Origin of the sequence: Nocardia crassostreae, assembly GCF_001613405.1 — a bacterium.
Classification (GTDB): domain Bacteria; phylum Actinomycetota; class Actinomycetes; order Mycobacteriales; family Mycobacteriaceae; genus Nocardia; species Nocardia crassostreae.
The window spans coordinates 198,261-209,883 of record NZ_BDCH01000017.1; the positions used below are offsets into that span (position 1 = coordinate 198,261).

Sequence of the window (11,623 nt, forward strand, 5' to 3'; positions counted from 1 at the left end):
GTCGGATATCCGTGAGCTACAGGAGGGCTCGCGATGTCAGGTCGCTGGCGTACTTCTCGATCAATTCCGGTGTCAGGTGCGGGATATCGTGACCCGGGCCCAACTGCGCGACCTGCACGGCCGATTGGAACTTCTTGGCGGGCAGGGGCGTACCGGGGATCGGTGCGGCCGGTCGCCGGTAGGCATGCAGCAGCGGCAGCACCGAATGCCGCTGCTGCCGCTCCGGCAGGCCGCGCAGCGCGGTCTCGAACCGGGACAGCCATTCGGCGTAGTCGTCGATCCGCTCGATCGCGTGCCCGGCCGCGATCAGCCAATCCACGAACTCGTCCAGCGAGCGACCGTCGTCGTGGGGATTGAGCACATTGAAGGTTTCGAAGCCTTCGGTGACCTGGCTACCGAGCACCGTGATCGCCTGCGCGGTGAAGTCCGCTGGCAGGCCGTCGTAATGCGCGCGCTGCCGATTGCCCGCGCCATCGGTCTCGTAGAAGGAGTTCGGCGCCAGACCCGTGGCCAGCACACTCAGCAGCAGGCGGGTGAACATGTCCGGAACGTTCAGCTGACCGGCGAAACGGCTGTGCGCCAGGATCATATCCGAGCGGAACACCGCCACCGGCAGCCCGCACAGATCGTGGGCTTCGCGCAGCAGTACCTCACCGGCCCATTTGCTGTTGCCGTACCCGTCGGCATACCCGCCGTCCAGCGATCGGACCGCGCTGATCTCGCGAATATCGCCATCCTCGCCGAACTGTTCCGGCGCCGCCTGCGCGGCCACCGCCACCGTCGACAGATAAGTGATCGTCTTGACGCGCGTCGTCAGCGCCAGCCGGATGATCTCGGCGGTACCGACCACATTGGGCCCGAACAGCTGTCCGTAGGGCAGCACGTGATTGACCAGCGCCGCGGCATGCACGATCAGGTCGACGCTGTCGGCCATCCGCACCCAATCCTGCTCGCTCAGGCCAAGATTCGGCTCACCGATATCGCCCGCCAGCACCTCCAGGGTGCCCTCGGCGAGTGCGCGGTAGCGGTCCGGCAGTTCGGGATCGCCGCTGTCGAACACCTCGTCCAGGCGCCGGTGGGCCGCGGCCGCGTCGGCGCCGCGGACGACACAGACCAGGGTGCCGCCCGAATCATGCAGTCGCTCCAGCCATTCCAGGCACAGGAACCGGCCCAGATAACCGTTGGCGCCGGTCAACAGCACCGTGCGCGGCGCGCCGGTCCTCGGCAGCGTGGGCGCGGCCGCCAGCGTCGGCGCATCGATGAACGTGCCCAGCGCGAGATCCGCGGCCCGGATCTGCGCGCCCGTGCCGTGCACCGCGGCGACGGTGGGCCGAGTCCCGCCCGCACTGCGTTCCGCCGCTATGTAATTCGCCAGACGCCGCAGATCATTGGCCGGGCTGACAATGACTCCGACCGGCACTTCCACACCCAACAGCGCGTGCAGCAGTGTCGAAAACGACAGGGCCGACAGCGAATCTCCACCCAGATCGGTGAAATGGGCATCGGGCCGCAGCTCGGATTCGGAAAACCCCAGCAGCGCCCGCGCCGCCCGGCTCACCGTCTCCAGCACCGGCAGCGTCCCGGCCTGCCGACGCAGCGTCTCCAGCTCCCGGGACCGCGCGCTCTCCCGCTCCCGGTACAGCGCCTCCAAACGCTCGCCGTACCGCTCTTTCAGCTTGGGGCGCAACAGCTTCGACAAGCCGGACAGCAATCCGTCGTCGACTGTGAACGGCCGGGTCTCCAGCACGAAGTCGCGCGGAATCTCGTAGGAGTTCAGCTCGGCGTCCTTGGCGACCCGTCGCAGCGACTCGCCGATCGCGGCCTTCAGTCGCGTCGCATCGGCGTGTGCGGCGAGAGCTTCGGCGGTCGGCACGATGACCGCCAGCAGGTAGGCGCGCTCACTGGAGCCGTACACGTAGATCTGCCGCACCAGCGGGCTGCCGGTGTAGACGGCCTCCAGCTTCGACACCGCCACGAACTCGCCCTGCGACAGCTTGAGCACATTGTTGCGGCGATCCACGTACACCAACTCGTCGGGCCCGGTCCGGGCCATGACGTCACCGGTGCGGTAGAAGCCCTCGGCATCGAAGATCTCCGAGCTCAGCTCGGGTCGCTTGTAATAGCCCGGAATCACAGTGCGCGACTTGATCAGCAACTCACCGCGGGGATAGGGCCGATCGGTGGAGAAGTAGCCCAGCTCGGGGACGTCGACCAGTTTGTAGTCGAGGATCACCGACCGCTCCACCTTGTTGTTCCTCAGCACGCCACCGGTTTCGGTGGCGCCGAACGCATCGATCAACGCGATATCGAGCACCGACGCCATGAACTCGCGCATCTCGGCCGACAACAGCGCACTGCTGATCACGGCGATCAGGAAGCGGCCCCCCAGGAGCTGCTCGCGCAGTTCCGTTTTCACCTCCCGCTCGACGATGGCAGGATCCTCGCCCATCCCGACGCGCCGGACCATCTCGCTCTGGAAAACCTGAAAGACCATGTCGCACACGCGCGGCACGAACCCCAGCAGCGTCGGGCGAACCAGCGCGAAGTCATCGAGCAGGGTCGACATGTCACTGCGGGCCGTGAAGTACACGGTGCCGCCCCGAGCCAGGCACATCAGCAACGATTGGCGGCCCATGGTGTGGCTCATGGGCAGATAACCGAGTGCGATGCTCGGCAATGGGGCCTCGGCACTGGCGCGCCACGCGTGCGTGAGCAGCCGCTGCGGGTATATGGCGCCGTTGGGCGTTCCGGTGCTGCCGGAGGTGTAGATCAGCAACGCCAGCTCGTCCGGGTCCGTGGCGGCGTGCAGCGGCGCGCCCGGCAGATCTCGCCCACGCGCGAGCAGCTCTACCAAGGTCTCGACCACGATCGGGGTGCCTGCGAGCCGTCGGCGGGCCGATTCCACTGCGGCGCAATGCTCATCGTCCTCGGCGTACAGATCGAAGATCAGCAGCGAACGCACCGAATCGCTCGCCGACGCCAGCTCGACGGCCACCCCGAGCTGTTCGAGGTCGGTGGCGAGCACCGTCGGTTCGGTCTCCCCGACGATGGGCGCCAGCTGCGCCGTCGACGCCCCGGCCTGCAACGGCACCGGCACCGAGCCCACGCGCATGCATGCCAGATCCACGACCGTGTAGTCGATGCCCGTGAAACCCAAGACGGCGACGAAATCCCCGGCGCGCGCACCGCGTTCGGCGGCGCCGTGCCACGCGGCCGCCACCGCACCGGCCCGCTGCCAGAGCTCCCCATAGGTGATGGTGTCGAACCGCGGTAGCAATCGCGCTCGCCGACGCCCGTTCTCGTCCGGGACGAACTCGACCGCGCGCTCCCCCAACGCCGGTCGATCCGCATAGCCTTCCATCACCCGCGCCACCGTCGGCGCCAACGGCCCTTCCGCGCGCCACAGTTCCGCAGTGATCACCGGATCCGGTAGCGCGGGACGCACCTGCGCGTCACGCTCGACCAGTTCTCCCACTCGGCGCCGCAATGTCGCCAGTACTTCCGCCTCGGGCTCCATCCCCGACCTTCCTCGGCCACATGGGACCTTCTATAAGTCGGCGGCGCGATTCGACCGCACCGCCAATTGATTTACTGCACTGGCTTTTTCATATCGGGGATACCCGGATACGATCACGCGCTCAATGCGGCGACCATCTCCTGATAACTCGGCCCCTGGCCGGTCGGACGCCAACCGCTGCCCGCCAGATCTCTCAGCCGCACCGCGACTTCCGCGGTATTGACCGCGGTCGGCCCGTCGAACATATTGAGGCTGCGTTGCGCGATACGCCACAGTTCGGGATCGGCTTTCCCGGCCTCGAGCAAGGCCAGCGCACTGATGGAGTTGACGTCGAGGGCGGGTGGGCTCGTGACCGAATTCGTCCTGATCGCCCGCCAATACGCCGTGCGCCGGGCATCCATCCGAACCGCGTCGTCGAACCAGGGCCGAACGATATCGAGGGCCCCACCGGTGGCCCGGATCGACTGCTCGCGCAGGCTCACCATGGCCCCGGACAATTCCACCGCCAACTCCACGGCCTGTGCCAGGGCTATCGGGCTGCCACGGCCGAAGCTGGGATCGGTCGTGCACAGCGCGTCACCGATGGGGAAATATCCGGAGGGAGCATCCGGCCCGAGATCACGAATCGTGTTTCGCAGACCCGCGATCGGAGTGACGCGTGAATGCGGCTCGGGCAGACGGTTGCGAAGCCACTCCTCGAGCCGCGGAATGATCGCGATGGCCTTCTCGAATCCGTCGTTCTCCCGCAGCGGCTTCAAGGCTTCGTCCTCGGGCAGCCTGCCGAGCGTGATGCTGAAGAATCCGTTCTCATGGCAGAAGAGCGAGCCACCGAATCCGTGACCGCCGACCTTCGATACCGAACCTTCGTGCAGTGTCGGCTGCTCTACACCGGGCGCGAGTCGATAGAAACGACTGTGATAGATGACATCGCATGATGTTTCGTCACGCACCTCGGTGAATGTCCTGGCCAGCCGGGAGCCGCGACCGCAGGCATCGACGAGGATCGACGTCGGCAGTAACTCGCCGTCGACGACGACGCCGACGACGGCGCGATCCTCGACAATCACCTCCCGGACTGTCGCCCCCGAGCGCAGCGAGATATTCGGTTCTTTGCCGATGGCACGATGCAGGACCCATTCGACCGCGATCCGACGGGCCGCGATCATGCACAGATCCGAATCACCCGCCGCGCCGCGATGTATCTCCGGACGCTCCACATTGATATCCCCGGCACCGATCTCGAGCAGTTCCTCGTAGACATCGGGAAGCCACTTCTGCAGCAGACTGCGGAACAGCCCGAAAAAGACATGCGGATGCCGGTTCTGCGGCGCACCCGGCCGCGCCCAGGAATCCACTCCCTCGAACGTCTCCGGAGGCCCGTCGTCCCGCTCTATCAGATCGACCTGGAATCCTGAGCGCGCCAGCAGCAAAGCACTGCTCAAACCGGCGATTCCGGCTCCCGCCAATACAATTCGCACGACATTCTCCTCGTCGATAGTCAGGCGGCGCCCGGTAGCGCCGCCACCAATTCGGTCACGGCGGCCAGCGTGCCGCGCACCGGCTTGCCCTTGACCACGACCGGCAGTGCGGTGACGCCGTCGAGGTGTTTGCGGACCAGCGCGCACAAGGCGTTCTTCGCGCCCGACTCGACAAAGTCGCGGACGCCATCGGCCTCTGCCCGCAGTAGCGCGCTGTGGAACCGCACCCGCCGCGTGAAATGGGTGGGCAGGATGTCCAGCAGATCGTCGGCGTCGGTGTATTCGCGTTCGAGGATCGGCGAGTAGACAGTGCTGCGCATCGGCTGCTGCGCCAGGCTCGGAATATCGGCCAGCCGGTCCCGGAATCGGTCTGCCGCATCGCGCAGCACGGGGCTGTGAAACGGGTACGGCGATTGCAGCCTGGTGCACAGGATCTCCTCGGCCGCGGCGATTTTCGCGAGGGCGGCCAGGGCCTGTTCGGTCCCGGACACAATGGTCTGGTCGGGACCGTTCTCCACCGCGACCGCCCATTCCGTGCCGGGCACCGATTCGGCGAGCGATTCGATTCGAGGGACGTCGGCCCGCAGGGCCAGCATTCCGCCCACCCCGAGATCGGGTTTGAGCGCTTCGGAGCGGGCGGCGACCACCTGAGCGCCCTGGGCGACATCGAAGGCCCCGGCCGCCACCAGGGCCGCGATCTCGCCCATGCTGTGCCCGATCAGCAACTTGGGGCGCAGGCCCTCGTTCCAGAGGATGCGGTGCACGGCGACCGAGATCCCGTACAGCGCCACCTGCAAGGTGTCGGCGTCCTCCCGGACGAGGTGCGCGAGGCTCGGGGGACGGCCGGACAGAAAGGTGGATGAGACCGGTGCGGAACCGATTTCGATCAGCGCCCGGTCGATCTCGTGGAACACCGCCGCCACTTCCGGCCGCAGCGTCGCGAGCTCGGTGAACACCTCCTCGGTGTAGGCGCCCTGCCCCGGAAACATCAAGCACAGTGTGGAATTCATCGCGGATCCTTCCGCTCGTCGGTCAGCGGACACCGGACCACGCCTCGATCTCGGTGTCGGACAACGGATATGACACGCATGCGTGCACGTGGTTCGTGGCTCGATCCGACATGCGCAGTTTCGTCTGGGCGGCTCCGATCACGTCGCCGTCGACGACCCGGACCCGGCACAGTCCGCATTCGCCCGAGCGGCAGCCGGTCGGGGTTCGAATCCCTTCGTCCTCCAGTGCGTCCAACAGCGCTCGCCCGCACCGGGTTTCGAAGGTTCGACCGGCGACGGTCAGCAGCACCGGCGCGTCGGGATCCGCGTAGGCGGGCCAGTTGGGGTCCCGTTCCGGATGCGGCGGCGCGCCATTGGCCTCCGTCCGGATCCGGCGGGCAGGCTGTCCGAGCGCCCGCAACTGACCGATGGCGAAGTCCTGGAACGCGGTCGGCCCGCAGACGTAGCACATCCGTGCGCGCAGCGCCCCGACTACCGATTCGATGGTCGCACCGTCGAGGAATCCGGTGCGGCCGGACCAGCCCGCGTCCGGTTCGCTGAGGACGTAGTCGACCCGGATGCCGGGGTGCGCGGCGGTGATCGCATCCAATTCCGCCCGGAACAGGATGTCCTCGGCCGTCCGGGCTCCGTAGATCAGATGGAACCGGCGATCCAGGCCGCGATCGACGATCTCACGGATCATGCTCATCGCCGGGGTCACTCCGGAACCACCGGCCAGGAATACGACGTCCTCACCGTGGAACAGGGGGTTGTGGAAGAAGCTGCCCATCGGCCCGGTGATGGCCAATTGGTCACCTGCACCGGCGATTTCGAGCAGATGCCCGCTGACCCGGCCGCCCGCCACCGCCGCCACCGTGATGTCGTAACCATCCAAAGCCACCGGGCTGGACGAGATGGCGTACGGCCGGGTCGTTCCGGCGACATCCACGCCGATGTACTGCCCGGCCATGAAGTAGGGCAGCTCCCCGCCGTCGCGGCGGCGCACTCGCAGGGTCCGGCATCGCGGGGTCTCCTCGACCACGCGGTCGACGACCACATCGATCGAGGTCGGGCTGTGGCGCTGGATCGCGGCGGCGGTCTCCGACTCGTAGTCGCGGTCGTCGATCTCGCGGTCGGCGAGGTCGGCACGGATCTCGGCGTGGCCGTCGAACAAGGTGATGATGTCCGAATCCGCCGTCGTCTCCGAAGTTCCTGTTGTCATCGTTTCTCCTACAGTGCGCTGAGCAGCTTCAGAGCGACCCGCTCACCGGCTTCGAGGGTGTATTGGAATCCGCCGTTGCCGGACCAGGCGCCAGCGAGATGCAGTCCGGGGACCTGGCTCTCGCGGTCCAGGCCGCGCAGCTGCCAGATGTCGGTGGTGTCCTTTTCGTAGCCGTAGATCGCGCCGCCCGGGGTGCCCAGGTACCGCATGACCGTCAGCGGGCTGGCGACCTCGGCTTCCTCGATGACGTCGCGGATTCCGGGTGTCGCCTGTTCGGCCAGGCGCAGCATGCTGTCGGCGTAGGCGTACTTGGCCGCCGCGTAGTCGCGGGGTGCGAGCCGTTCCCAGGCGGCGCCGTATTGCAGGGTGACGATGGCGAGATGGCTCGCCCCCGCCGGGGCGAATCCGATCGGATCGACGTCGAAGCACGACACGCACACACTGCGGGCTGGACTCAGCGACCGGGTGCCCTCGAAGAGGTAGTCGTCGTCGGATCCGGCATTGACCAGGGTTGTGCCGCTGGTGATTCCGAGTTCGGCCGGAGTCGCGGCCAGACCCAGATGAATCACCACCGCCGACACGCCCACGCGGCGCAGGCCGAGGTCGGCGCGCACCGACACGGGAACGTCTCCGGGGGCGAGCATGCGGTAGGTGATGGGAGCCGAGGCGTTCGAAACCACCTGCGGTGCGGTCACTTCGGTGCGGTCACTTCGGTGCGGTCACTTCGGTGCCGTCCGCCAGCACGACGCCGCGCACGACACCGCGTTCGGTGCGTATCCGATCCACTCGGGTGTTGAACCGCACCTCGCCTCCGGCGGCGCGGAACGACTCGAGCACCGCCGACGACATGGCCTGCGAACCGCCGCGCACATGCCACGGCTTGAGCTCCAGGTAGCCGTACAGCATCATCGCCATCTCCTGGAACGGCAGCCGCGACGGCGGCATCCCGAGGTACACCCAGTAGGAGCCGAGCACCGATTTGATGCCCTCGTCCTGGAAATGGTCGTCCAGCACGTCCCGGAGCGGGCGCAGCGCGTTCTCGAACAGGGTGGGGCCGAGCTTGTCCAGCGCCAGCAGACCGCGGCTGGCGACCATGTTCCACATGGCCACCCCCTTGACCAGGGCGAAGAAGCGCTCGATCCGTTCGCGGTTCCCAGGGAACGCCGCCTCGAGGGCCTCCGTGGCGCCCTGCCAGTCCGGGGGCAGCCGCACGTCGTACACGCCGGGCACCACGACGCGGCACAGGTCGGACTGTTGCACCAGTTCCAGCCGATCGAGAGCCCCGACCCGGCGGAACAGCTCGCGCAGCGCCACCGACCGGTGCTGCCCCTCGGCCGCGACTCCGGACAGCTGGTGCAGCGCCACCGACCGGTGCTGCCCCTCGGCCGCGACTCCGGACAGCTGGTGCAGCGCCACCTCGAACTCGAATCGACCGCGCCGGAAGGAGGTTCCGGCGGCGCCTGGCACATTGTGCCGTTCGAGCAGCAGCGTTCGTAATCCATTGCGCTGCAAGGTCGCCGCGGCGGTCAGCCCCGCGTTTCCGGCGCCGATGACAATGGCGTCGTAATCGGTCACGCCACCCTTCTTTCCTACTGGTAGTAGACGAGATCGGTCGTGCGGACCAGTTCCGCCGCCGACGCGTCGTCGAGCTCGTCGACGCAGCCGCGCAGGAAATCGGCGCGGCCGCTTCGGCGGTCGTCGTCGGGCAGCGCGTCGATCAGTTCGGCCAGCGAACAGTCGGTGACGTAGCCGACGCCCAGCCGATGGCTGTCCGCGAGGACGGTCGCCGGGTTCGTGTACCGCGGCAGCACCGAATCGGCCGCCTGGTATCCGCCCTGGTCCAATACGATCTGCTGGAGTGCGAGTCGCCGGAACAGCACGGTGACCGGCCCCATGCGCTGGTGCATCACCAGCGCGTCGAACAGACCCTTACCTGCGTGGTCGAGCAGCCCCCGGTCCATGCGGGTCACGATGACGAGTTGACGTTTCTTCATACCCGCCCCACGAAATAGACCTTGTCCGCGGCGTCGAGATAGCGGGCGTAGTGCGACAGGTAGCCGGTGCGGAAGAGCTCCCGATCCACCGAATATCCGCATTCCCCACTGCATTCGGCGCAGCCGACAATGGTGAGCTCGGCGCCGAATTCCGCGCGCATCGCCGCGAGGATGCCCTTCATCGTCGGGGGGCGGCTCTTGTCCAGGCACAGCAGCGCCGAGGTCTCGGTGCCCGCGCCCTCATTGCAGGTGACGGTGGCCAAACCACACATCCACAGCGTCACCGAGGCACCCCGGCACAGCATGGCGGAGACGGTCTCCACCACCAGGGAGAACAAATTCGTCTGGTACGGAGGGTATTCGGAGACGATGAGCACCGAGGTCCGCTCCTGGAGGTCAGTGCCAGACACTCCGGGACCCCCCGTCGAGCAGCTCGGCGGCCAGGTCGTCGACGCTCATGGTGGCGATACCGTCCTCGCCGATCCAGTTCGCCGCCTCCACCGTGTCGGCTTCGCTGCGCACCACCACCCGGAACGCGCCCGGGTGCTTGTCCAGGATGTCGTGGTAGCGCTGCCGCACCTCGGGCGCGGAGAGCTGGGTCAGGGCTCGATTGGTGAAGACCACCGCCAGTTCGAGATCGGAGGTTTCGGCGACCCGGGACCACCAGGCGATCTCACGCTGGGAAACGGTCAGGTCCTCGGTCCCGGTTTCGACGAAGGTGATGGCGTTCGCTGTTTCGGTCATGATTCCTCGCTCAGCCACAGCCACCGGCGCTGTCGGTGTCGTAGCCGCCGACGGCGGCGCGCCCCCCGTCCGGCACCCCGGCCAGCGGGTCGGTCCGGTCGCGCTCCTTTTCCTGCCAGGCGTCCAGGGCCTCCAGGAAGTCCGGCACTCGGTCCAGGCCCCAGAACCGATGCGGCCCGATCTTGAAGTACGGCATCCCGAACACATCGTCGAAATAGGCGGCCTCCATGGCATCGATCCCCTCGGCGCGCAACTGCGGATCCTCCGGCGCGGCCACGAGCGCCGCACCGTCCAGGCCCGCGTCGGTGGCGATCCGGCGCAGCGTGTCCGGATCGCAGATATCGGCCCCCTGACCCCAGCGCGCCTCGATCAGCGCCCAGTACAGGCGGTGCTGATCGCCGGTCCGGCGGGCGGCCAGCCAGGCGTGATGCGGCAGCACCCACCAGGGATCGCGGTCGATCGGCCAGCGCATGGTCAGATCCAGCTGCGCCGCAAGGCGTTTGGTGTCCTGCACGATGTACAGGTGCTTGGCCTTGCTCATCTCGACATAGAGCGGCTCGACCCCGCGGTCGTCGAGCGCCGCCTTGGCGGGCTCGTCCACCCGGAACACCGGAATCATGTCCACGATGTCGAAGACCTCGGGGCGACGACGGCGCAGCACCTCGGTGGCCATCCAGCTGTACGGACTCTGGAACGAGAAGTAGAACTTCGGATTGCGGCGGCGGCTCATGCGAGTGCTCCGATCGTGCCGTTCAGCAGGGCCCGCTGCACCTCGTCGTCGAGGGGAACCATCTGCTGGAACCTCTCCGGGCCGCGGGCGAGCGCCCAGCCGTGCAGGATGTCGAGGGTCGCGACCTTGACCAGTTGGTCGCCGCGCCGGACCCAGCAGGACAGGGTGGAGTCGTAGGCGATGTCCCGCACGATGTCGTGCACGACATAGGAGATGTAGAGGGTCTCCCCCATGAACGCGTCGGCGTGCATCCGCACCCGCGCCCGGGACACCACCGGGATCCAATCCCGTTCGGCCAGCAGGTCGGTGATGCCCAGGCCGACGTGGGCGAGGAAACGGTCGGTGCCCTCCTCAAGGATCCGCACGTAGGCGTTGCTCTGCATGCGGGTGTACCAGTGGCAGAAGTAGTAGGGGATCTTCAGCTCCCACAGGAAACCGTTCTCCGGGGCCAGGGTCGCCACCGGGTCCGCGGGCATGGGGATGGTCTCGGGAGCGTCGTCGTTGATCGACGCCACCTCGGGAACGACGATCCGCGCGAGGTCCTCCGGCACCGGTTCGATTGCGGTCCCGTCCGGTTCGGTGACCAGTACGGCGCGCACCTTGCTGCCCGCCACCTGCACCCGCCCGGTCGGCCTGATCGCGTCCAATCGGATCTTCGCGGTGATCCCGGGTCCGCGCCGGGGCTCGACGGCCTCGACGACGGCCTCGATCCGGTCGTCCAGGGTCATGGTGTTCGTCAGCCTGGTCGAGATCTCGACCAGTTCGAGCCCGACCCCATGGTTGGCATACAGGTGTTCCGGGCCGAATCCCTTGTCGCGGAGGTGATGTAGCAGCGCATCCTCGACGAGGAACATGAAATTCTTGAAGCCGATGTATTTGCCGATATTGGCGCCGTTGAAACGGGGACCACCGACGTAGCTGGTGGTGGTGCCGATCAGTCCGGTCATGA

11 protein-coding genes are annotated in these 11,623 nt (G+C 67.2%); all 11 read right to left on the reverse strand.

Annotation, left to right across the window (positions count from 1 at the left end):
- Nucleotides 1–16: 16 nt before the first annotated feature.
- Nucleotides 17–3,517 carry a carboxylic acid reductase gene (gene car, locus NC4_RS17430; RefSeq protein WP_067539226.1) on the reverse strand — a complete coding sequence of 1,167 codons (3,501 nt, stop codon included), beginning with the start codon at nucleotides 3,515–3,517 and terminating at the stop codon, nucleotides 17–19.
- 113 nt (nucleotides 3,518–3,630) lie between these two features.
- Nucleotides 3,631–4,995, reverse strand: a complete 1,365-nt coding sequence (locus NC4_RS17435) for an FAD-dependent oxidoreductase (protein ID WP_067539229.1) — start codon at nucleotides 4,993–4,995, stop codon at nucleotides 3,631–3,633.
- 20 nt (nucleotides 4,996–5,015) lie between these two features.
- Nucleotides 5,016–6,005: an ACP S-malonyltransferase gene (locus NC4_RS17440; RefSeq protein WP_067539232.1), complete on the reverse strand. Its 990-nt coding sequence runs from the start codon at nucleotides 6,003–6,005 to the stop codon at nucleotides 5,016–5,018.
- Nucleotides 6,006–6,027: 22 nt separating this feature from the next.
- Nucleotides 6,028–7,206, reverse strand: coding sequence for a 2Fe-2S iron-sulfur cluster-binding protein (locus tag NC4_RS17445; RefSeq protein WP_067539235.1), 1,179 nt, complete (start codon nucleotides 7,204–7,206; stop codon nucleotides 6,028–6,030).
- A gap of 8 nt (nucleotides 7,207–7,214) precedes the next feature.
- The gene (locus NC4_RS42755; protein ID WP_245721745.1) at nucleotides 7,215–7,901 is read right to left on the reverse strand and encodes a phytoene desaturase family protein; all 687 of its coding nucleotides are present in this window, start codon (nucleotides 7,899–7,901) and stop codon (nucleotides 7,215–7,217) included.
- A gap of 10 nt (nucleotides 7,902–7,911) precedes the next feature.
- Complete coding sequence (locus NC4_RS42760) at nucleotides 7,912–8,781, reverse strand: phytoene desaturase family protein (protein ID WP_245721746.1); 870 nt, start codon at nucleotides 8,779–8,781, stop codon at nucleotides 7,912–7,914.
- A 14-nt stretch (nucleotides 8,782–8,795) separates the two neighbouring features.
- Nucleotides 8,796–9,200 carry a hypothetical protein gene (locus NC4_RS17455; protein WP_067539238.1) on the reverse strand — a complete coding sequence of 135 codons (405 nt, stop codon included), beginning with the start codon at nucleotides 9,198–9,200 and terminating at the stop codon, nucleotides 8,796–8,798.
- Nucleotides 9,197–9,610, reverse strand: coding sequence for a hypothetical protein (locus tag NC4_RS17460; protein WP_157554830.1), 414 nt, complete (start codon nucleotides 9,608–9,610; stop codon nucleotides 9,197–9,199). Before NC4_RS17460 ends, NC4_RS17455 begins: the two co-directional genes overlap by 4 nt.
- The gene (locus NC4_RS17465; protein ID WP_067539244.1) at nucleotides 9,597–9,944 is read right to left on the reverse strand and encodes a hypothetical protein; all 348 of its coding nucleotides are present in this window, start codon (nucleotides 9,942–9,944) and stop codon (nucleotides 9,597–9,599) included. Before NC4_RS17465 ends, NC4_RS17460 begins: the two co-directional genes overlap by 14 nt.
- A 10-nt stretch (nucleotides 9,945–9,954) precedes the next feature.
- Complete coding sequence (locus NC4_RS17470; RefSeq protein WP_067539247.1) at nucleotides 9,955–10,674, reverse strand: 2-hydroxychromene-2-carboxylate isomerase; 720 nt, start codon at nucleotides 10,672–10,674, stop codon at nucleotides 9,955–9,957.
- Nucleotides 10,671–11,621: a thioesterase family protein gene (locus NC4_RS17475; protein ID WP_067539250.1), complete on the reverse strand. Its 951-nt coding sequence runs from the start codon at nucleotides 11,619–11,621 to the stop codon at nucleotides 10,671–10,673. Before NC4_RS17475 ends, NC4_RS17470 begins: the two co-directional genes overlap by 4 nt.
- Nucleotides 11,622–11,623 lie beyond the last annotated feature (2 nt).